This window comes from Kribbella deserti (genome assembly GCF_042434725.1).
GTDB classification, from domain to species: domain Bacteria; phylum Actinomycetota; class Actinomycetes; order Propionibacteriales; family Kribbellaceae; genus Kribbella; species Kribbella deserti.
This window is the reverse complement of sequence record NZ_JBHLTC010000018.1, coordinates 282,086-302,038: the sequence shown is the minus strand read 5'-3', so window position 1 is coordinate 302,038 and position 19,953 is coordinate 282,086. Positions and strand designations below refer to the sequence as shown.

The following is a 19,953-nucleotide window of genomic DNA, read 5'->3' as shown; positions in this document are numbered from 1 at the left end:
GGAAGTTCACGGTCGAGCGTTTCGCGGTAATCGTCAGCTGAATTGATGGGCGATCACTTCAGGCGGGCCCGATGCCGCACGTACCGCTTTCCCAGTTGTGCGAACGGAGGAGGCGGGACGTTTGCAGGTTCCCTCTGGCGCCGCGCGGAATGCAACCGACCGTATTCCGGTAGGCAGTGCTGATGTAGTAGCGAATACCGGTGAATGCGGTATTGGTGATGTTGTTCCGGACCGATTCGGCGCTGTCGGTTCTGGCCCAGGGGCAGGTGACGGTACCAGCCAGCCAGTCATCATCAGCGCCCGTCCAGCTGCACACCCGGCCGGTTCCATCCGTACCGGAGAAGAAGCAGATCTCGCCGATCGAGCAGGTCCAGGCGGCGACGAGTTCCTGCTTCCGCTCGTCCCAGGCCAGCCCGGCGCCTTCGGCGACCTGTCCCATGTCCACCACGGTCGGCGCGGCGGCAAGTTCCGGGGAGGTGCTGGCCTGAGCCGGCGCGGACACCGCGAACATCATCGCGAATACACCCAGGATGGCTAATAGCGATTTCTTGGGAAATTCCATTCGTACTCCACTCTAATCCTCAGACTGCTCGGCACGTGCTGGCAACTCAGGGGATTGGTTCGCGTGGAACGCTAATGCAGCCGTCTGGCCGGCGCAAGCGCCTGATGTTGTCTATTCAGTACGGGCGAAGTACGGGCAGCGCACCGCCATCGGCAATGCGTAAAATGCGCCCCACCGCCCCGAATTGACGCCATCAAAAAGAATTCGGACCTGATAAATACTGAGGTGAGGGCACGTTCGGACCCGATGAATACTGAGGCGAGGGCACGCTCCGACCGATGAACGCAGAGGTAAGGCAGGTTCGGACCGACGAACGGAGTGGCGAGGCGGAGGTGGAGGTGGAGGTGGCGACGCTGAGGTGGCGGGGTGGCTGACGGTGGGATGGCCGGAGATGGGGTGGGTGTGGTGGGTCAGTCGTAGGTGGCTTGGGTCCACCAGTGGCCGTTTCGTACGGCTAGGAGCCAGGCTCGGCCGTCGGGGCCTACCAGCTGGAAGCGGGCTAGGCGGTTTTCGGCTTCGGCGTCCCACCAGCGTTCGTCGACGGGCCAGGGGCCGGCCCAGGCGGTGACGGGCTGGAGGTCGGTGTCGAGGTCTGGGCTGAAGTGGGCCGGGTTGTCCGAGAGGACCCCGCGCGCGCTGACCGAAACCGAGCGACCGTCCGGACCAAGGACCCGGGCCGGCCGAGGTTCGGGATAAACCGTCGCGGGTGCCGGAGCGGGCAGACCACCGGGCCAGGGCAGTTCGGGCGCCAGCTTCGATACAGGCCGATCACCCCAGGGCACCAGGTTCTGCCGCTCGGCCGGACCTCGACCGCCACCGATCACCACGGAGGCGACCGCGCCGTGGCCGAGCATGCTCTGGACCCGGGACAGCGCGCGGTGGATGCGTTCGTCCGGGCCGCCGCCCCACAGGCCGTCGGCGTGCGCCCCGACCGGATCCACGCCGGCCGGGATGAGCCGCACCCGGCTGACGGGCGACGTCAGCTCACTGGTCGCCGTACCGCTGCCCTGGAGTTGCCAGCGCACGCGGTCCACCACATCCGCGGCGCTGAACCAGCGCGGGTGCAGCCACTCGCGGTCGTGGATCCGGCCCGAGTCGGTGCCGATCTCAACGTGCAGAGTGGTGCAGACCAGGCCCAGCGCGGCCAGACCGGTGATGAACTCGTCCGCCAGGCCCCGGATCGAGAAGGCCACCTGGTCCACCCGGTCCACGGGTGGTTCCAGCTCGACCGTGCGGGTGAGTTCGGGTGGCGCCTGCCGCGGTACCACCGGACGGTCGTCGTCACCCCGGGCCAGTCGGTGGGCGAAGGCGCCGTCGCCACCGAACCGGGTCAGCACCTCGGTCGCGGGCAACGCGGCGAAGGCGCCGAGCGAACGCAGTCCCAGCCGGCGGAGCAGGTCGGTGAGCGCGGGTTGTGCCAGCACGTCCACGCTGAACGGCGCGAGGAACTCGGCCGAACCGCCCACCGGCACCACCTGGACCCGGCTCTCGGGCGAACTCGTCCGGGCGGCCTGCTCGGCGGCGAACGGCCCGTCGGCGATACCGATCCGCCCGCCTGGTACGTCGTACGTCTCGAGGCGGTCGAGCAGTTTGAACGCGGCGGCCAGTTCGCTGCCGTAGAAGCGGCTCGGGCCACGGGCGCGCAGCGCGCACATGCCCGGGCGGATGACCTGCACCCCCGGCGTGAGCGCCTCCAGGCACGCCACCACCGGGTCGAACGCGCGGGTGTCGATCACCGGGTCGTACTTCAGCACGACCAGGTCCGGGCAACGGGACTGCGCGTCCCGCGTGCGCAGCCCACGCCGGACGCCGCTGGCGCGTGCGGTCGCGGAACTGGCCAGCACCTTGCCCTTCTCCAGTACGGCGACGGGGGCGTCCGGGGGTAGTCCCGCGGCGGTCGCGGCGGCGGTGACGGGCCAGTCGGGGCACCAGATCACCATCGTGCGGGTCAACTCGGCACGCGATCGCCCTGGCAGCGTCTCCGGAGAGGTCGTCATCCCGCCGCCTCCTGCTGCCAGACCGGCCCAGCCACAGCGCCAGCCAGCTCGGCCACCGCCCCATCAACAGGAGCAGTGGCAGAACCCACCACCGGATCCACCGCCTGGACCGAGCCATCCTCCGCGGGCAGCCAAAGCAGATGCCGATGCGGGCGGACCGCCGAACCGCGACCGGTCACGGCGATCGTGGCCTGCCGGGCGAGCAACCGGCCATGACCGAGCTCCAGCCCGGTCCAGCGCGCGCCTTGCACCTCGAACCGGGCGTCACTTCCCGGCCAGGCGCCCACCGAGATCAGCACCGCGCCACGGGACCGCAGCCGCGCGGACAGCCGGGACGCCTCCCCCGGTGTCACCACGCCGGGCGGCCGGACCACCACCACGGTCAGCGCGTCGACGAGAGCGGCGACAACGCTGAGCCAGTCCTGCTCGGGCTCGGGCACCAGGACCAGCCGGTCGAGATCGACGCCGAGCCCGCGCGCCGCCTCCGCCCCGAACGTCGGCAGGCCCACCACGCCACACCAGGCGCCCTCGGCCGACGGACCAGCCATCATCGCCATCACCAGCGAGGTCGAACCGCGAACCGAATAGGCCGCGCCACCACGCAGGGAACCGCCGAGCAGCAGTTCCGAGACGGCCGGCAGGGTCGGCAACGTACGATCCTGGGCGGCCGTGTCCAGCGCCTGCTGCACCCGGGTCTCGGTCGTTCGCGGCGCCGGCACATTGCGCGGCACCATTACCCCACCCGGCACCACGGCCACCTGCTGCCCACCACCGCCCGAAGCGCTCGAAGCGGCAGCAGTAACAGCGTCCGAAGCAGCGGCGGCAAGGCGGGCGGCCTTCTGCTCCCGGGCTCTGGCCAGCAGAGCCCGGGCCTGGTCCATCGGGGCATGCCCGTACTGCGATCCCCGTGCCGTCACTCACCCATGTTCGAACACCTGTTCGAGCATGTCAACTAACGCGGAGGGCAATCAGGCAACCACCGCGTGCGGCCGCCGGAAGCCCGGCAACAGCTCGTCCACCAGGGCGTCGGTCTCCGGCTCAGCGCCTCGCGGACCGCCGTGCTTGGCCAGCGTCGAGTACATCTGGGCCGCCACCGTGCTGACGTCCTCGCGGCCACCGAAGTGGTCCGCGAGCCGCAGCGTCGCACGCCACAGCTCCTCCGAGGCCGGGTCGAACTTCAGCCCGGTCTGCAACGCCGTACGAGCCAGGTTGCCGTCGCTGGCGCGCAGTGAGGCCTCGGCCAGCTTGAGCGCGGCATCCACCACGGCCTCGGCCATCCGGCGCTCGATGCCCGACGTGGCCAGCCAGGAATAGCGCCCGGCGGGCAGCTTCGACCAGGCCGGGCCATGCACGAGTCCAAGGGCCGTCGAGAGCGGACCACGCGGATCGTCCATCAGCGAGGCCTGCTTGGTCAGCGTGCGGAAGACGTCCCAGTCGACTCGAACCACGGTCCGGTTGAGCATCCACCGGCCACTCTCATCGGCGTACATCGCGTCCGGGCCGAGCCAGCGCCGGGTGTGCTCCAGCGCCGCGTCGCGCAGCTCGTCGCTGATACCGCGCGGCCAGATCGCGCCGACCAGCACGTTCGGGTGAACGCCGTAGTCCTGGCTGGCAAGGAACGCCGCGATCTCCGTGGCCAGCTCCACCCGGCCTTCTTCCAGCGGACCGCGGGCGTCGACCTCGACCGGTCCGAGCAGGTCGATCTCGACCGGCGCGGCCTGGCTGAGGTCGCTTGCGGAGTACTCGTAGGCGGGCATGTCCTGCTCGGCCCGCACCTTGTCCCGGGCGTCGGCCTCGGCCGCGTCGAACAGCGCGACCAGATCGGCGAACTGCTCGGGAGCGATCCGGTGCGCGTCCACCTCGAGCCCGAGCAGGCGGCAGACCAGGCTGTCCTTCTCGTCCACCACGAATCGCCACGGCGCGGTCATCACGTCACCGACGACCAGTACGCCGACAGCGCGCCGCGGGTCGGCCGCGAGCTGGTTGAGCTGGTAGGCCTCCTCCGGCGACGGCGGTGCCGACAGTACGACGATCTCCGGTCCCCACAGATCCGCGTCCGGGTGAGCCACCCGGGCCCGGGTGACCGAGTCGATGCCGTACCGCTCGCAGGCCTCGGCTTGAGCGTTGGTCCGGCGAAGTACGTCGGTCAGGGCCTCGCTCAGCGAACCGCGGTACCGCAACCGGCTCGGCGCCAGCGCGGACAGGTCGTCGCCGAACCCGACCATCGAGACGCGAGCGCCTTCGGACCACAGGTTGGTGGCCAGCTCGACCGCGAGCGAACCCACCACGTCCCGGGCCGCGCCGACGACACCACCGAAGCTGGCGATACCGTGCGCCTGGCTGAGGTCGACCAGCACGATCGCGTGATCGGCGTTCCGCCCGACCGTCACCAGCGCGGGGTACGGCGAGGGGGCGGTGATCTCGGCCTCGGGGGCATACGCCCGGCGCAGCACCCACCGGCGCCCATCGGCGATGACCTGCCACGGGGGCGGCGGGGGCACCGGGTTCTCCCCTGGGGCCAGCACCAGCGTGAGCGCCTTGTCCGTTACCAGCGCGGCGACAACCGCCGGCAGCGGCTGGTGCTGCTGCTTCAGGGCCGCGCCGAGGTGGCGCAGCGCGCTGTCGACGAACTGCGCGGTCGGTACGTCGGAGGCCAGTCGCAGATCCACCTCGGTCTGACGGTGGCTAGCGGACTTCGGGCCCGGGCCGAGCGCCCAGCCGCGACGGCGCTTCAATGCGAGCGCGAGGCCCGCCGCGAGCAGCGAGGCGCCGAATCCGTACAGACCGGCCTCAACCGGGTCGAACCCGCCATCCTGCGGAGCTACCGGCGCGGGCGCGTCGTACACCCTGGTGCCGCCGGCGCCCGCGTCGGCGCCGTCCGCGCCGGGCACGTGCGGGGCGACCTTGTCCGGCTTGACCGCTCCGGGCTTGGCGTCCTTGGCCTTGGGGTCCTTCGAGGCGTCGCCGATCTCGACCGTCGAGGGCTTCTCCACCTCGGTGATGCCGCCGTCGCCGGTGCGGCTCACTCCGGTCCGCCCGTCCTTGTCCTTGGAGGGCTGCAGCCGGTGGTCGCCGGAATTCTTCTCGCCGGCCTTGTCGGTCGCTTTGTCGGTCGCCTTGTCCGTGGCCTTGTCGGTGGACCGGTCGACCGCGTGGTCGATGACCTTGTCCTCGACGTTCACCTTGACGGTGTGCACCCCCGGGCCCTTGGCGTCCGCAGGCAGCCGGACCTGCCAGCCCGGCATGATCAGGTCGGGGTTGGTCAGCCGGCGGCCGTCGGGCTGCAGCTTGTTCTTGTTGAGGTCGTAGATCTCCTTGTAGCGACGGCCGTCGCCCAGGTGCCGTTCGGCGATATCCCACAGGCAGTCGTAGTTACGGCCTTCAGGCGGCTTGACCTCGGTGTACTTGACGACCTTGCCGGTCTGGTCGTTGTTCGTGCGGACCCCGGTCACGCCGCCGAGGTCCACCTGGCTCGGCTTCTCGGTTTCGAGGTACGAACTGCGCGAGTCACCGCCGGAAGTGGAGGTGATCGAGCTCTGCGGGCCAACGGTGGACACCGTCGCGGCCGAGGCCACCGGCAGGGTCACGCTGGCGGCACCCACCAGCAGCACCACACCGGAGATCAGCCGTCGCGCCAGCGTCTGCGAACCGCCACCGAGCGGGACGCGCGGGGACAACCCGTGCCCTCTGCGCTCGGCGATCGCCTCGGCCACCAGGCAGACCAGGAAGTGCGCCCAGGCCACCCAGATGAAAAACGCGATGATGCTCAGCACCGACTCGGCCGTGAGCTCGCTGAACAACACGTCGCGGCTCGGCATCTGCTCCGGCCAGGGCGGACCGAAGAAGGTCAGCAGCACATACGGCACACCGCCGACGATCGCGAGGATCGCCAGCAGCGACGCCAGGCCCTTGAACCGGTCTGCCGCGCTCGTGGGCGGTCGCTGCGGCAACCTGGCAGCGGTTCGCTGCGGCGTACCCGTCGTCCTCACCATCGTGCTTCCTCCATCGCCATGGCGTCAGCCACCGATCGCCTGTACTTCCTGAACCGGAAGCCGCTGTACTGCCTTCACCTCGAAGCGCCCCAGATCCGACCACGAGTTCTGGTCGGTGCGCCACAGGGCGACATCCCAGAACACGCTGATGTTCACCGTGTACATGCCGTCCTTCTCCGCGGCGCTGGAGCGCTTGTAGACCACCTTGCACGGATTGGTCTGGTGGAACGGGTCCTGATTCTCGTCGTAGCCGTCGGACTCCAACGGCAGCAGACCGAGCTCACAGCTCACCGGCTTCTGCCCGTCGCCCGGGTCGATCACGATCTTGCCGACGATCGCCCGCATCCGGACCAGGCAGGTCGAGCAACCACCGCGGAAGCCGATCATCGGCTGCAGGTGCTCGTCCAGGAACACGGCCGAGCTGTCCGGCGTTAGCTTGAAGTAGGCCGGCACGTTGACGCGGGGCGTGTACGTCGGGTGGATCTGCAGGATCGGCGTCGGATAGGTCGTTCCGAAGCGCTCCCAGAACGGGTCCATGTAGTCGAGCCTGCGGCACTGATTCCGCTCGGACTCGGACAACGCAACAATCTCCCGCTCGAGGTGAACGTTCGGGCCGCCGTAGACCTGGTTCAGGTCGTAGTCGACGATGTGCACCCGCATGCGCCATTCCTTGCCCTCCGGCGGCGCTGGCAACCGGATGCCGGGAGGCACGTCGTAGTCACGGCAAGGCACGAACACCCGCCCATCGAGCCGATCGGCCCAGGTCCGCGCGCGCCGCTGGTCGAAACCGCCGCCGCAGTAGCCGCCGAAGCCGCGCGAGTTCGCGTAGTAGGTACAGCCCTGGTCCGGGTAGCTGCCGGTCACCTGAGCGGTCGCGGGTTGCACGACGGCCAGCGTGGCCAGCACAAGGCAGAAGGCCAACAGGCCACGGCCTAGTCGGTTGCGCATGCTGACTCCTGTAACTGGTCTCATCGGAGCGTATCGCCCGGCAGGGGCATTTTGCCTGTTAGCGCACGGCGAAGAAAGTCCTCCCGCTCACGCTGGGTAGGGAATGCCCGCGCAGGTGAAGCCCGCATTGCGCGAACCCAGCCAGCGGTACATCACGAACGTTCCGTTGAGCGGTGCCATCACGATTACGTCGGGTGTTCCCTTGGGTGCGCTGCGTACCCACTTCTTGGCAACGGGATCGAAGTACTCGGTCCGTTGCGACCGGCAACTGCCGATCCGGAACTTGCCGTCCGGCAGCTTGTCCACCTTGCGCAGCACGATGCTGCCCGGCGGCCGCATCACCCAGCCGGCCCTTTTCGCCACCGCGATCTGCGCCTCGACATCGGCATGGAAGTACGACGGGAAGGTGCTGCGCAGCACGGCGTCGTCCCGATCGACCAGAGCCTTGAAATAGACCGGGTACGCCGAGGCGAAGGCCTGCACCACCGGCTGGTTCTTGAAGATGTGCGTCACCACGATGATCTGGCGAGCCGGGCCGGCGGGGGTGGTCGCCGTACTGGCCGGCGTGGTCGGCTTGTCCGTGGGCGTGCTGGCCGAGGCGGACGGCGTTTCACTCGTCTCCCCACCCGCGCCGGGATCGATCGGCGTCGGCGCGCCACCCGTCGGCTCGTTGCCACCGCAGCCCACGGTCAGCAACAGCACCGCGGACACCACCGCGGCGCCCATGCGGGTATGACCAGCCATTCTTCGCTTCCTCCAGCCATCTGCGTTCATCGGTCCGAATCTGCCCGTTCCCGCCGCTCACCAGTACCCGTCGGTGCTGCCTCAGCGGGCAGATTCGGACCGATGAACGCAAAGCACAGGGGGCAACTGCCGCCAGGCTCAGGGCATCCGGGGTTACGGGGGTTCCGTCGGGTCGGTCGGGTCCGTGGGATCGGTGGATTCAGTCGGGGTCGGCGTTGGGGTGGGGGTGATGCTCGGGGTGCAGCTGGCCGGCATCGGGAACGGGTCGAGCGTCCAGGTCGGCGTCGGCGCACCGATGGTCCAGTTCGGCGGGCACGGAATGTCCAGCGTGGGCGGTTGCGCGGTCGGATTGACCGTCACGTCCGGGTCCTCGTTGGTCGGGATCACCGTCAGCGGCGGTACCGTCGGCGAGTCGTCCGCCTTGAGAATGCCCTGTTCCGCATGGGCTTCACCCGCGCCCTTGGCGGTCAGGTCGGTATAGCCCACCACCGCGAGGAACGCCGTCTTGCTGCTCAGCTGGACCTCGACCCGGACCTGTTCGTCGTTCAGCACCGTCGGCTCGCATCCGGTCACCGCGGTGTCGTTCGCCATCACCTCACGACAGAACTCGCCGATCGCGTCACCGGCCTTGGCGACGTCGATCTTCGCCTCGTCACTGTTCAGGTCGATGGCGGCGGCACCGGCCCGGGCCGCTTCCTGCGCATAACCTGCCGCGCGGGAACGCGCGCCGAGCTGTCGGCCACCGTCGAGCACCAGTCCGGCCAGCAGGAACACCATCGCGATCAGGATCACGATGGCCGGGCTCAGCGAACCCCGCTCGGTACGCGACCGCCTAGCCATCGGAACCGTCCCGCACGCCTCGGTACGGATCGACCGACGAGCTGAACGTTCGCGACACCACGGTGTCACCGCTCAGCCCGAGCAGGCCGAGATCCCGGTAGTCGATCGTGCAGGTCACCTCGACCGACAACGTCTCCCCCGGCGCGAATCCGCTCGTGATGGACCCACTCGCCGTGTCCGCGCATGACCGGAACGCCTGGCCCGCCGCACGGTCCACCGCATCGTTGAGCCGGACCTCCGCGTCCTCGACCGACCGGGCCTGGCTGGCCGCGCGAGCGCCTTCGCGGGCGGCGTTCTCCAGCAGCGAGGCGGTTTGGTAGTACCGCCCGCAGGCCATCAAGAACATGAACAACATCAGCATGATCGGCGCGAGAATCGCCAACTCCAGCGCCATCGTGCCCCGCTCGCCCTGCATACCGCCGCGGTCGTCGCGTCGCTTGTCGCGTTGCTCGCAGCGTCGTACCGCCGCGCGCCTGCTGATCGGGCCGCGCATCAGTTGTCCGCCTCGAACTGCTCGATCGGGCCGGTCGCGGTCCGGGTAACAGTCAACGTCACCCCGGGAATCAGGGAAACCGTGTCACCCGCCACGGTCACCGATACCTGGCCCGCCACGTCGTCGTACGTCAGGTCCGGCACTCTGGTGTTGCGCAGGGCCGTTCCGCCGAGACGGGCGGCATAGGCCTGGGTCTCGGCACGAACCTGCTCGCCGAGACCGTCGTTGTACACCGGCGGCTGGATCAGCCGGAGCTGCGAGACACCTTCCTGCGCCGCGTTCAGCGCGACGGACCGGCCGTAGAGCCAGAGTGCGGCCTGCACGGACATGAAGATCAGGCCGAGCAGCATGGGGGCGATGATCGAGAGTTCGAGCGCGCTCGCCCCTCGCTCGTCGCGCTTTCTGCCCGGCACCGGTCCTTAGCCCTGGTCGATCTCGGCGGTGCGCTCGGTGATGACCCGACGCACTACCAGGCCGATCGCCAGCGCGGCGCCGACCAGGATCGCGGAGATGATCGCCCATTCCAGCGCCGAGGCGCCGATCTGGCCGCGTCCGCGAGCCCGCTGGTTGTGGGCTCGCGCCAAGGCGTAGCCGACCATCGCGCGCACGAACTGCACTTCGCCGTTCATCCGGTTCCTCTCACACTTCTGGGTCCGCGTAACGACCCTGATTGGGGCTCAGTATGCCTTGTACCCCGGTCCTTCGATGTCACCCGCCGGTCTCAGTTCGCGAGGATGGCGGCGGCGGCAGGGTAGGCCAGGAAGAGCAGGAATGCCGCGCACATCACCAGCTGCGCGACGAGCATGGACTGGGAACGTTCCCCGGCCTTGCCCTCGACGTCGGCCAGCTCCTTGCGGCGCAGGCTGGCCGCGCGCGACAGCAGCGAGGCGCGGATCTTGGCGCCTTCGTCACCGGCCAGGGCCAGTGCCGAGGCCAGGTCGCGCAGTTCGTCCACGCCGAGGTCCTCGCCGAGCCGGGCCATCGCGTCCCACGGAGTGATACCGATCAGCCGGGCGTTGGCCAGCGCCTGCCGGATCCGGGCCATCGCCCAGTGATCGCCGATCGTCGAGGCCGTCATCAGCGCCTCGGGCAGACCACGGCCACCGGCCAGGTTCATCGCGACCAGGTCCAGGAAGCTACCGACCACGTGCCGGAAGTCCCGGCGCCGGATCTCGGCCTGCTGCCGCAGGGCTAGATCCGGCAGGAAGAACGCGAATGCCGCGCCCGCGAGCGTCACCACGGCCGGGGCGATTCCCGGTGCATAGGCGCCCAGCACCAGCCCGAACAGCCCGAGCACGAACGGAATTGCGATCAGCGCGCCGAGCGCGAAGAAGACCTTGGTGGCCATCATCGAGGCGAACGGCTGGTTCATTACCGCGAGGTCGCGCCGCAGCCGGCCGAAGTTCCAGCCGCGGGCGATCGCCTCGGCCTCCAAGCGGCGGCCGAGCGTGTCCTTGGCCCGGTCCACGCCACCGAGTACGCGCTCTCCGGCCGCGCTGGCCGTCGCCGCGCTGGTGTATCCGGTACGGGCCGCGTCGATCCGCGCGATGGTGGATCGCACGTTCGCCCGCGGACGGACGAAGATCTTGACCAGTAGGTAGATCCCCGTGCCGAAAATCGCACCGGTGAGCAGCGCCCAGGTCATCCCACCACCTCCATCCGGTCGTCGCCTCGTCGTGTCTGGGCCTGGCTGCCGCCGGACAGGAACCGCTCCGGCACCTCGATCTTCGCCAGCCGGCGCAACCAGACCAGGCCGATCGTGTAGAGCCCGATCACCAGCGCGAGCACGAACTGCCCGATGAACGTCGTGTACGGCGCGACGTAGTCCGGGTTGAACAGAATGAGCATCGCGGCGACGAGCAACGTCACGCCGACAACCACCTGGACGCTCCGGCGGGTACTACGTCGCTCCGAGGCCACCTTGCGTCGTACGTCGAGTTCCTCGCGGGCCGAGTCGGCCAGCGCGGTCAGCACCTCGCGAAGGCCCGGGCCGCGCAGACGCGCGTTCAGCACGAGGGCCGCCACGATCAGGTCGGCCGATGGATCGTCGAGGTCGTCGGCGAATCGCATCAGGGCCGTAGGCAACGGTTCGCGGATGCGGAGCCGGTCGACCAGCAGGTTGAGGCTCGGCTTGATCGCGGGCGCGGCGTTCACCGCGGTGGCGGGAATCGCCTGCTCGAGGCCGACTGCCCCGGCGATGGTGTCCCGCATCGCCTCGGTCCAGCCGGCCAGGGCCTCCAGCCGTTCGATCGCACGGCGTTCCTCACCGGCACCACCGAAGAAGCGATCGGCCAGACCGGCCAGGGCGCCGAGGGCCACCGCGAGAACCAGCCAGCGCGTCACCGCGAGCACCACCAGGCCGACCCCGATGCCGACGCCGAGCTTGATCAGTGCCTTGCGATTGGCCGGGTTGTTCGACCGGGAGAGCAGTGACGGCGTCGCTTCCTTCGGCTCGGTACCGCGCAGCGCGACGATCAGCAGCAGGATCGCGCCGCCGAAGACGGCTCCGCACAGCAGCGCGAGCAGCGTCCTGTCGTCCATGTCAGGCCCATCGTCCATGCACCAGCGGCTGGTAGCCGAAGTGCTCGAGTTCCTCGATACAGGCGATCGGGGCGTGCGGTGCCGCGCGGCCGTCGGCGCCCGGCGCGAAGATCTCGCCGGACAGCACCCGGCCGTCCCAGCCGGTCACCTCGCGAATGCTCTCGATGTACCGGCTGAGACCGCCACCGTGCTGGTAGTCGTTGAACTTGCGCACGAACACGACGAAGTCCAGCGCGCCCGAGATCAGCATCTGGGTCGCCTCCATCGGCAGCCGCTCCTGCGACTGGATGGCGTAGGTGCTGATCCGGTTGAACACCTCCATCGAGCTGTTCGAGTGGATCGTGGACAGCGAGCCGTCGTTACCCTGGCTCATCGCGTTCAGCATCGTCACGATCTCGTCACCGAGCACCTCACCGACGATGACCCGGCTCGGGTTCATTCGCAGCGACCGGCGGACCAGGTCCGCCATGCTCACCTGGCCGGCGCCTTCGGAGTTCGGCAGCCGTTCCTCGAAGGCGACCACGTTCGGGTGCAGGTCCTTGAACTCGCCCAGGCCCAGCTCCAGCGCCCGCTCGACCGTGATCAGGCGTTCGTGCGCCGGGATTTCGTTCGCGAGCGCCCGCAGCAGGGTGGTCTTACCCGAGTTCGTCGCGCCCGCGATCATGATGTTCTTGCGGGCCGCGACCGCCGCCTTGAGGAACGACGCGATATCGCTCGACATGGTGCCGTTGTTCACCAGGTCCGGCAGGAACACCTTTCCCAGCCGCGCGCGCCGGATCGAGATCGCCGGACGCGACGTCACGCCCATCACGGCGGACAACCGGGAACCGTCGGGCAGCCGCAGGTCGAGCTCGGGATTGGCCGAGTCGAACGGGCGGCTGGTCAGACCCGCGTGCGCCGCGAGCACCTGGATCAGCTCGACCAGTTCCTCGTCGCTGTCCGCCACCGGGCCCGGACGTTCTTCGCGGCCGTCGCCGTACTGCACGAAGACCTGGTCGTAACCGTTGATGTCGATGTTCTCGACCTCAGGGTCGTCGATCAGCGGCTGCAACCGCCCGACGCCGAACAGGGCCGAGTGAATCGCCTGCGCGATCTCGGCGTCGTCGTCGGGCGTGGGCGGCGTACGGCCCTCGGCGAGTTCGTAGCGCGCGTGGTCCTCGAGGACCTGCACGATCAGCGAGCGCGCGTACTCCCGTTCGTCCTCGGCGGACATCGGCGGTACGCCGTTCACCTGGTCGCGACGGCGCTGCTCGTTCAGCCGCTCGGCCACCTGCACGCGCAGCTTGCGTACCAGTTCCTGGTCGATCACTGGCGGTACTCCCCCGCGGTGCCGGTGTCAGCCGACGGGAACGCAGCCTCGGCCATGTCGAAGTCAGTGCTGGTCCGTGGCGCGACCGCTGCCGCCATCTCAGCCGCGATCACGCTGCCGGTACGGATCAGGCTGGTCCGATCCAGCCGCCCGACACCCCTGCCGTCGAAGAACGCCGCGCCCGCCGGGTCGTACGCCAGATGCCAGCGATGGTGGATCGGCGTAGTCATCTGGTCGAGCACCGACCAGACCTGCCGTACGCCGTCGCGCCGCTTCGGGTCCGCGACCACGATCACGCCGAGCTGGGCGTCCACGTGGTGAACGAGAGACGAGATCCGCTCACGCAGATGCGCGACGGACGAGCCGGTCGCCGTACAGACCAGAACCACAAGGCCGGCCGATTGCAGCACGGGCAACTGCGGCGACTGCGGGCCGATCCGCCCGCAGTCGGCGAGCACGTCGCTGCCGTACATCTGGTTGAACGCCTGGCCGAGCGGCGCCCAGAGCCCACCCATGCCGCCGATCTGCTCCGGCGCCCGAACGCCCAGCAGTACGTCGAGCCCGCCGTCGAGCTGCTGGCTGTGCGCCATGATCACCTCGTCGCCGATGCCCTTGCGCCCAGCCGCCGCGAGGCTCACAAGGCCACGGTCCGGGTTGAGCGCGGTCTGGCTGGGGCCGGTCATCCGGATCGCGACATCACTGCCGGACGGATCACACTCGCTCAGCAACACCTGCCGCGGCCAAAGCGCCCCGATCACCAACGAAGCCGTCGTAACCCCCGGCGACCCCTTGGCACTGGCCAAAGCCACCAACGCCATCAGCGACCACCCGTCGCAGGCGCGATGTCGAGCTTCGTGTTCGGCGGGAGCTTCACCAGAACGACGCTCTTGGTGGCCGCCGCGCCACCAACCGGCGCGGCCTTGTCAGCGGGAACCAGAATCGTCGCCTCTTCGGTCTTGTCGGTCGTCGTCGTCTTCTTGTCGGACTTGTCCTCCGACGCCGTCACCAGCGCGGCATTGACCAGAACCACCGGTGCGCCCTCGCTGTTGTTCACGGGCACCCGGATCACCCGCACGATGTCCCCGCCGTCGATCCCGTCCGACGGCAACTTGCCCTGTTCGAGGCTCAACCCGACCAGTGCGCCGCCCGCGGGGATCTCCGGCTTGTCGCTGTCGGTGAAGTTCTTGCGCGTGATCGGCTGGTTCTGGAACAGCTTGGTGGTCGCGTAGCGCCCGACGTAGGACTTGGCCTCGGACCACGGCACCAGCGCCTTGGTGTCGCCGGCGAAGCTCGCCCGGGCCAGGTCGTTCTCGGCCAGCTTCTTGCCTTGCGGGATATCCGTCCGGACGGCGACGAAGTACTCACGGTCACCGCTGCGCAGGGCGATCAGGGCCGATCCGGCGGCACCCAGCAGGATCAGGATCACCGCCAGCGCGGCCAGCGCGGGTCGCCGCTCCCGCGTACTGGGAAGTCGATGAGGCCCGGAGACCGGGCTCTTGCCCGCATTCCGGGAGCCGGTATCCGTGGGACGCGAAGAAGACGAGAGGCTCACGCGCCCTACCGTAATGGTCTATCAGTCCCCCGCGCCTCCCCAACCCCGCAACCTGCCTCGGTCGAGCCCTCCCGTTCGCAAAACCGTTACACCACCCACCGTCCGACGCCCGCCCCCACGTCCACCAGGCGGCACGGTAATCAGTCCACTTCGCGCGGCCCAAGATGCACCTGCAGTTCCGAAATCCGGCAAGCCGAAGGCGGTGCGGCCCGCCGATATTCGGTGGTCTGGTGGGTGGCGGTGCGGGAGAGTTCACGGGTGGAGTTGGTGGAGCTCGTCCGTGCCTGGCCCGTCGGAGCGATCGAGACGGTGGTGCTGGTTGCGCCTGGGACGAACAACCTGACGTACTTCGTCGAGGCGTCAAGCGGGCGCTTCGTGCTGCGCCTTTCGGCGGCTACGCCCGACCGGTTGGCGTTCGAGCAGGCGCTGTGCGAACGGCTGACCGGCCTGCCGTTCGCGATTCCGATGCCCCTGGCAACGATCGGCGGACGCCCTTGGATCGAGATCGAGCCTGACGGAGGCGATCCGGACCGACGCGGGCTGGGCGGAACGAGGCTGGTCGCGCGGCTGGCCCGGGCGATTCCCGGCGACCACCCGCGTCGCGGTGACGCCGTACAAGCGGAGCTCTGCGGGCGGGCGCTCGCGCAGCTGGATCACGCCATGGCCGAACTACCGCCCGAAAGCCTTCCGCCGATTCGCGAGTGGAACGCGGAATTCACCACGCTGCACCCGCGCGTACGGAGTCTCGCCAGGTTCTTCGAGCTGCTTCCCGCCGACCGGCGGGAGGCGGCTCGCGAGTTCTTCGACCGGGTCATCCAGACCTTTGACGGCTGTGACCTGCCGCGCCAGGTGATCCACGCCGACTTCGGGGTCTCGAACGTCCTGTTGGCCGGCTACCAGGTGACCGGCATCCTCGATCTGGAGTTCGCCTGCCCCGGCTATCGGGCCATGGACCTCGCGGCCGCCCTTTGGTCCTTCGGCACCGACGACGAGACTGCCAAGGCCTTCCGTCGCGGCTACCTCGCCGAGTTCCCGCTCACCGACTCCGAACTCGCCTGGATACCCCACCTGCAACGCCTCCGCGAAGCCACCAGCCTCGTCCACCGCGGCGGCCGCCACCTAGACGGCCACATCTCCGCTACCGAGCTGGACGACCGTCTCAACCGCCTACTCACCCTCGACGCGAGCTTGCCGTTAGGCGGGTTCGGTTAGGTCTATTCGGAGGGCGCGGGCTTCTTGGCCGGCTTGTTCGAGGACCTTTTGGCGGGGGTCGGGGACTGGGAGGAAGGGGCCGCGGACCAACGGCGGGAAGGCCTTGAGGCGGGGGTCGAGCAGGACGCCGTCTACGGCGGTTCGGTCGCCGCCGCAGATGAGGGCGTCCAGGTCGCGGGCGTGCGGGACGAGGATGCGGACGGCGGCTTCGGCGGCGGCTTCGAAGGCGACGCGGGCTTGGCCTTCGCGGCGACGGGCGAAGCGTTGCTGGGACCAGCCGCCGGCTTTGGTTTTACCCTGCACGTGCCGCGATCCGACCTTCGAGTCGATCAGCTTGAGGCCATGGAAAACTCCCGCGCCGTAACCGCCGCGCCGTACCAGCAGGATGCCGAGACGGCGGTCCTTGAGCACGTGCGCGATCAGGCCTTCGCGGGACAGGTCCTCGAGCGGCCCGAACGGTACGTCGATCCGCGCCGTCGCGCCGTCGGCCGCATGGGCCGTGACCACCGACGGCTGGACGTCGTACGTCGTTTCGCCGTGGCGCGTGGCGAAGTTGTCCAGCCAACGGGCCAGACGTTCCGGCGGGATGTGCACCGCCTTCGCGACCTCAGCCGAGCTGGAGGAGTCGGACGAGCCGCCGCCCTCCGAAGAAGGCGACGGCTCGGGTGAACCAGTGGTCACCGGTGGATCAGACGTTGAAGCCGAGGGCGCGGAGCTGCTCGCGGCCGTCGTCGGTGATCTTCTCGGGGCCCCACGGTGGCATCCAGACCCAGTTGATCCGGAAGTCGTTGACCAGGCCGTCCAGCGCCATCCGGGTCTGGTCCTCGATCACGTCGGTCAGCGGGCAGGCCGCGGACGTCAGCGTCATGTCGATGATGGCGGTGTTGCCCTCTTCGATCGAGACGCCGTAGATCAGGCCGAGGTCGACCACGTTGATGCCCAGCTCGGGGTCGACAACATCCTTCAGGGCCTCGGTCAGGTCCTCGTCGGACACGACCGAACCGGCCGGCTTGGCCGCCGCGTCGAGGTCGACCTCAGGCAGCTCGATCTCGTCCTTCGCGACCCCAGCCTCAGCCACGTCGGCTTCGACAGCGGGCGCAGCCACGTCGGTCTCGGCACCAGCCTCGGCGGCGGTTGTGGCCGCCTCGGTCTCGGCGACAGCCGCGGCCTCGGTGCCCGCGTCAGTGGCCGGCGAAGCGGGAGCCGTCGCAGCCGAAGCCGCCACCTCGTCGGTGGTATCGATCTGCTCGGTCTCAGGCATTGCTAACTCCAGACTTGTTATCGGTCTTGGCCAGGGCCTGCGCGGTGGCGTCCCGCCAGGCCGACCAGCCCAGCAGGGCGCACTTCACCCGGGCCGGGAACTGCGCGACACCCGCGAAGGCGACGCCATCCTCAAGAACTTCTTCGTCCGGCTCGACATTCCCCCGGCCCTGCATCAGCTCGAGGAACTTCTCGTACGTCGCCATGCCCTCGGCCACCGGCTTACCGATGACCAGGTCGGTCATCACCGAGGTGGAGGCCTGGCTGATCGAGCAGCCGACGCTGGCGTGCGTCACCGCGGTCACGGTGTCACCGTCGAGCTCGACGCGCAGGGTGACCTCGTCGCCGCAGGACGGGTTCACGTGGTGCACCTCGACGTCGTACGGATCGGACAGTCCCGCGTGATGCGGGCTGCGGTAGTGATCCAGGATGATCTCCTGGTACAGCGATTCCAGCTGCATACGCCTCAGGCCACCTTGAAGAACGATCGAACGAAGCCGAGGCCGTCGACCAGCGCGTCGACCTCCTCCGGCGTCGTGTAGAGGTAGAAGGACGCGCGGGTCGAGGACTGTACGCCGAAGCGCTCGTGCACCGGCCGTGCGCAGTGATGCCCGGCCCGGACGGCGATACCGCGGGTGTCGAGCACCGTGGCCACGTCGTGCGGGTGAACACCGTCGAGCTCGAAGCTGATCGCGCCACCGCGGTTCGCGATGTCGGTCGGCCCGAGAATCTTCAGCCCGGGCACGCTCAGCAGGCCTTCCAGCGCATACGCCGTGATGGCCTGTTCGTGCGCCGCGACCTTGTCCATGCCGATCCCGGACAGGTAGTCCAGCGCCGCGCCGAGACCGACGGCCTGCGCGATCGGCGGCGTACCGGCCTCGAAACGCGCGGGCGGAGCGGCATACGTCGAGCCGGTCATCCGGACGACCTCGATCATCTCGCCACCACCGAGGAACGGCGGCAACGAGGCGAGCAGGTCGTACCGGCCCCAGAGCACGCCGATACCCGTCGGGCCGACCGCCTTGTGACCGGTGAAGGCCAGCAGGTCCGCGCCCAGCGTCGAAACGTCCACCGCGAACTGCGGAACCGCCTGCGAGGCGTCGACCACCAGGAGCGCGCCGACGGCGTGCACCTTCGCGGCGATCTCCTTGACCGGGTTGATCGTGCCGAGCGCGTTCGACACCCAGGCCAGCGAGACGACCTTGGTCCGCTCGTTGATCAACGTGTCGATCTGAGACAGGTCGAGCCGGCCCTCGTCGGTGACGCCGAACCAGCGCAGCGTGGCGCCGGTCCGCTCACAGGCGAGCTGCCAGGGCACGATGTTCGAGTGGTGCTCCATCTCGGAGATCACCACCTCGTCACCCGGCTTCAGCCCGGCGGTCAACGTGTGCGCCGCCAGGTTGAGCGCCTCGGAGGCGTTCTTGGTGAAGATGATCTCGTCCCGCGAGGGCGCGCCGATGAACGACGCCACCTTGTCCCGGGCACCCTCGAACGCGGCCGTGGCCTCGGCACCGAGCTGGTGCATGGCGCGAGCCACGTTCGCGTTGTGCTCGAGGTAGTGCGCGCGGATGGCGTCGACGACCTGGACCGGCTTCTGCGAGGAATTCGCCGAGTCCAGGTACGTCAGGGGGTAACCGCCCGCCAGCTCGCGCCCGAGGATCGGGAAGTCCGCCCGGACCGACTGCAGGTCCAGCGGGCTGCTGAAGGTCCGGGTAGAGGTCATGCCTGCGCGCTCGCCTTCAGGAACCGCTCGTAACCGTTGGCCTCGAGCTCGTCGGCCAGCTCCGGGCCACCCTCTTCGGCGATCCGGCCGTCGACGAACACGTGCACGAAGTCCGGCTTGATGTAGCGCAGGATCCGCGTGTAGTGGGTGATCAGCAGTACGCCCTTGTCACCCTGCTCGGCGAAGCGGTTGACGCCGGTGGAAACGATCTTCAGCGCGTCGATGTCGAGGCCGGAGTCGGTCTCGTCGAGGATCGCGATCTTCGGGTTGAGCAGCTCGAGCTGAACGATCTCGTGGCGCTTCTTCTCACCACCGGAGAAGCCCTCGTTCACGTTGCGCTGCGCGAAGTCCGGGTCCATCTCCAGGTCGCTGAGCGCCTTGTTGACATCCTTGACCCAGGTGCGAAGCTTGGGCGCCTCGCCGTCGATGGCGGTCTTCGCGGTACGCAGGAAGTTCGACACCGAGACACCCGGCACCTCGACCGGGTACTGCATGGCGAGGAACAGCCCGGCCCGGGCGCGCTCGTCGACGGCCATGTCGAGCACGTCTTCGCCGTCGAGCGTCACCGAACCGCTGGTGATGTTGTACTTCGGGTGTCCGGCGATCGAGTACGCCAGCGTCGACTTGCCGGAGCCGTTCGGGCCCATGATCGCGTGCGTCTCACCACCGTTGATGGTCAGGTCGACGCCCCGCAGGATCTCCTTCGGGCCGTTCTCGGTGTCGACCGACACGTGCAGGTCGCGGATCTCGAGCTTCGCCATGGGAATCTTCTTATCTCCG

The 19,953-nt window shown here is 68.9% G+C and carries 21 protein-coding genes; 1 reads left to right on the top strand and 20 read right to left on the bottom strand.

All coding sequences use genetic code 11. From position 1 onward, the window contains the following. Positions 1 to 58 precede the first annotated feature (58 nt). The 15 genes from ACFFGN_RS14710 to ACFFGN_RS14640 all read right to left on the bottom strand — a co-directional run bounded on the left by ACFFGN_RS14710 (position 59) and on the right by ACFFGN_RS14640 (position 14,978). On the bottom strand, positions 59 to 562 hold the full coding sequence (locus ACFFGN_RS14710; RefSeq protein WP_380047628.1) for a peptidase inhibitor family I36 protein: 504 nt from the start codon (positions 560 to 562) through the stop codon (positions 59 to 61). Positions 563 to 972: 410 nt separating this feature from the next. Beyond that, entirely contained in the window at positions 973 to 2,559 is a 1,587-nt protein-coding gene (locus ACFFGN_RS14705) for a DNA polymerase Y family protein (RefSeq protein WP_380047626.1), read from the bottom strand. After that, positions 2,556 to 3,476 carry a DnaE2-dependent mutagenesis accessory factor ImuA' gene (gene imuA' / locus ACFFGN_RS14700; RefSeq protein WP_380047624.1) on the bottom strand — a complete coding sequence of 307 codons (921 nt, stop codon included), beginning with the start codon at positions 3,474 to 3,476 and terminating at the stop codon, positions 2,556 to 2,558. Before imuA' ends, ACFFGN_RS14705 begins: the two co-directional genes overlap by 4 nt. Positions 3,477 to 3,527: 51 nt before the next feature. Next, positions 3,528 to 6,551, bottom strand: a complete 3,024-nt coding sequence (locus ACFFGN_RS14695; RefSeq protein WP_380047622.1) for a hypothetical protein — start codon at positions 6,549 to 6,551, stop codon at positions 3,528 to 3,530. A 24-nt stretch (positions 6,552 to 6,575) separates the two neighbouring features. Further along, positions 6,576 to 7,499: a hypothetical protein gene (locus ACFFGN_RS14690; protein ID WP_380047620.1), complete on the bottom strand. Its 924-nt coding sequence runs from the start codon at positions 7,497 to 7,499 to the stop codon at positions 6,576 to 6,578. Between the two features lie 87 nt (positions 7,500 to 7,586). Continuing rightward, a complete protein-coding gene (locus ACFFGN_RS14685) occupies positions 7,587 to 8,243 on the bottom strand; it encodes a hypothetical protein (protein ID WP_380047618.1) in 657 nt (218 codons plus the stop codon). Between the two features lie 153 nt (positions 8,244 to 8,396). Next, the gene (locus ACFFGN_RS14680; protein WP_380047616.1) at positions 8,397 to 9,083 is read right to left on the bottom strand and encodes a pilus assembly protein TadG-related protein; all 687 of its coding nucleotides are present in this window, start codon (positions 9,081 to 9,083) and stop codon (positions 8,397 to 8,399) included. Continuing rightward, positions 9,076 to 9,576 carry a TadE/TadG family type IV pilus assembly protein gene (locus tag ACFFGN_RS14675; RefSeq protein ID WP_380047614.1) on the bottom strand — a complete coding sequence of 167 codons (501 nt, stop codon included), beginning with the start codon at positions 9,574 to 9,576 and terminating at the stop codon, positions 9,076 to 9,078. Before ACFFGN_RS14675 ends, ACFFGN_RS14680 begins: the two co-directional genes overlap by 8 nt. Further along, positions 9,576 to 9,989 carry a TadE/TadG family type IV pilus assembly protein gene (locus tag ACFFGN_RS14670; RefSeq protein WP_380047612.1) on the bottom strand — a complete coding sequence of 138 codons (414 nt, stop codon included), beginning with the start codon at positions 9,987 to 9,989 and terminating at the stop codon, positions 9,576 to 9,578. The genes ACFFGN_RS14675 and ACFFGN_RS14670 overlap by 1 nt, the downstream gene beginning before the upstream one ends. 6 nt (positions 9,990 to 9,995) lie before the next feature. Beyond that, positions 9,996 to 10,205 (bottom strand): hypothetical protein, encoded by a 210-nt coding sequence (locus ACFFGN_RS14665; protein ID WP_380047610.1) that lies wholly within the window; start codon positions 10,203 to 10,205, stop codon positions 9,996 to 9,998. A gap of 92 nt (positions 10,206 to 10,297) precedes the next feature. Beyond that, entirely contained in the window at positions 10,298 to 11,221 is a 924-nt protein-coding gene (locus ACFFGN_RS14660; protein WP_380047607.1) for a type II secretion system F family protein, read from the bottom strand. Beyond that, positions 11,218 to 12,117, bottom strand: coding sequence for a type II secretion system F family protein (locus ACFFGN_RS14655; protein WP_380047605.1), 900 nt, complete (start codon positions 12,115 to 12,117; stop codon positions 11,218 to 11,220). The genes ACFFGN_RS14660 and ACFFGN_RS14655 overlap by 4 nt, the downstream gene beginning before the upstream one ends. A gap of 1 nt (position 12,118) precedes the next feature. Further along, positions 12,119 to 13,426 carry a TadA family conjugal transfer-associated ATPase gene (locus ACFFGN_RS14650; protein WP_380047603.1) on the bottom strand — a complete coding sequence of 436 codons (1,308 nt, stop codon included), beginning with the start codon at positions 13,424 to 13,426 and terminating at the stop codon, positions 12,119 to 12,121. After that, complete coding sequence (locus tag ACFFGN_RS14645) at positions 13,423 to 14,244, bottom strand: CpaE/TadZ family protein (protein WP_380047601.1); 822 nt, start codon at positions 14,242 to 14,244, stop codon at positions 13,423 to 13,425. Before ACFFGN_RS14645 ends, ACFFGN_RS14650 begins: the two co-directional genes overlap by 4 nt. Continuing rightward, a complete protein-coding gene (locus tag ACFFGN_RS14640; protein WP_380047598.1) occupies positions 14,244 to 14,978 on the bottom strand; it encodes a hypothetical protein in 735 nt (244 codons plus the stop codon). The genes ACFFGN_RS14645 and ACFFGN_RS14640 overlap by 1 nt, the downstream gene beginning before the upstream one ends. Before the next feature lie 258 nt (positions 14,979 to 15,236). On the opposite strand from ACFFGN_RS14640, the gene ACFFGN_RS14635 reads away from it, so the two are divergent. Beyond that, positions 15,237 to 16,190, top strand: a complete 954-nt coding sequence (locus tag ACFFGN_RS14635) for a phosphotransferase enzyme family protein (RefSeq protein ID WP_380047596.1) — start codon at positions 15,237 to 15,239, stop codon at positions 16,188 to 16,190. On the opposite strand, the gene ACFFGN_RS14630 is transcribed toward ACFFGN_RS14635, so the two are convergent. From ACFFGN_RS14630 to sufC, 5 genes are all read right to left on the bottom strand, one after another. Then, complete coding sequence (locus ACFFGN_RS14630) at positions 16,173 to 16,871, bottom strand: acVLRF1 family peptidyl-tRNA hydrolase (RefSeq protein ID WP_380047594.1); 699 nt, start codon at positions 16,869 to 16,871, stop codon at positions 16,173 to 16,175. The genes ACFFGN_RS14635 and ACFFGN_RS14630 overlap by 18 nt on opposite strands. A gap of 7 nt (positions 16,872 to 16,878) precedes the next feature. Continuing rightward, positions 16,879 to 17,268, bottom strand: a complete 390-nt coding sequence (locus ACFFGN_RS14625; RefSeq protein ID WP_446685202.1) for a metal-sulfur cluster assembly factor — start codon at positions 17,266 to 17,268, stop codon at positions 16,879 to 16,881. Between the two features lie 175 nt (positions 17,269 to 17,443). Further along, a complete protein-coding gene (sufU, locus tag ACFFGN_RS14620; protein WP_380047591.1) occupies positions 17,444 to 17,911 on the bottom strand; it encodes a Fe-S cluster assembly sulfur transfer protein SufU in 468 nt (155 codons plus the stop codon). Positions 17,912 to 17,916: 5 nt separating this feature from the next. After that, positions 17,917 to 19,173 carry an aminotransferase class V-fold PLP-dependent enzyme gene (locus ACFFGN_RS14615; protein WP_380047589.1) on the bottom strand — a complete coding sequence of 419 codons (1,257 nt, stop codon included), beginning with the start codon at positions 19,171 to 19,173 and terminating at the stop codon, positions 17,917 to 17,919. After that, complete coding sequence (gene sufC, locus ACFFGN_RS14610) at positions 19,170 to 19,934, bottom strand: Fe-S cluster assembly ATPase SufC (protein ID WP_380047587.1); 765 nt, start codon at positions 19,932 to 19,934, stop codon at positions 19,170 to 19,172. Before sufC ends, ACFFGN_RS14615 begins: the two co-directional genes overlap by 4 nt. Positions 19,935 to 19,953: the final 19 nt, after the last annotated feature.

What these genes read in the sequence shown, in the direction of transcription:
- ACFFGN_RS14615 (WP_380047589.1), bottom strand. Translation starts at nt 19,173, where the DNA reads ATGACCTCTACCCGGACCTTCAGCAGCCCGCTGGACCTGCAGTCGGTC.
- ACFFGN_RS14655 (WP_380047605.1), bottom strand. Translation starts at nt 12,117, where the DNA reads ATGGACGACAGGACGCTGCTCGCGCTGCTGTGCGGAGCCGTCTTCGGC.
- ACFFGN_RS14705 (WP_380047626.1), bottom strand. Translation starts at nt 2,559, where the DNA reads ATGACGACCTCTCCGGAGACGCTGCCAGGGCGATCGCGTGCCGAGTTG.
- ACFFGN_RS14690 (WP_380047620.1), bottom strand. Translation starts at nt 7,499, where the DNA reads ATGCGCAACCGACTAGGCCGTGGCCTGTTGGCCTTCTGCCTTGTGCTG.
- sufC (WP_380047587.1), bottom strand. Translation starts at nt 19,934, where the DNA reads ATGGCGAAGCTCGAGATCCGCGACCTGCACGTGTCGGTCGACACCGAG.
- ACFFGN_RS14665 (WP_380047610.1), bottom strand. Translation starts at nt 10,205, where the DNA reads ATGAACGGCGAAGTGCAGTTCGTGCGCGCGATGGTCGGCTACGCCTTG.
- ACFFGN_RS14645 (WP_380047601.1), bottom strand. Translation starts at nt 14,244, where the DNA reads ATGGCGTTGGTGGCTTTGGCCAGTGCCAAGGGGTCGCCGGGGGTTACG.
- ACFFGN_RS14685 (WP_380047618.1), bottom strand. Translation starts at nt 8,243, where the DNA reads ATGGCTGGTCATACCCGCATGGGCGCCGCGGTGGTGTCCGCGGTGCTG.
- ACFFGN_RS14680 (WP_380047616.1), bottom strand. Translation starts at nt 9,083, where the DNA reads ATGGCTAGGCGGTCGCGTACCGAGCGGGGTTCGCTGAGCCCGGCCATC.
- ACFFGN_RS14695 (WP_380047622.1), bottom strand. Translation starts at nt 6,551, where the DNA reads ATGGTGAGGACGACGGGTACGCCGCAGCGAACCGCTGCCAGGTTGCCG.
- sufU (WP_380047591.1), bottom strand. Translation starts at nt 17,911, where the DNA reads ATGCAGCTGGAATCGCTGTACCAGGAGATCATCCTGGATCACTACCGC.
- ACFFGN_RS14660 (WP_380047607.1), bottom strand. Translation starts at nt 11,221, where the DNA reads ATGACCTGGGCGCTGCTCACCGGTGCGATTTTCGGCACGGGGATCTAC.
- ACFFGN_RS14675 (WP_380047614.1), bottom strand. Translation starts at nt 9,576, where the DNA reads ATGCGCGGCCCGATCAGCAGGCGCGCGGCGGTACGACGCTGCGAGCAA.
- ACFFGN_RS14710 (WP_380047628.1), bottom strand. Translation starts at nt 562, where the DNA reads ATGGAATTTCCCAAGAAATCGCTATTAGCCATCCTGGGTGTATTCGCG.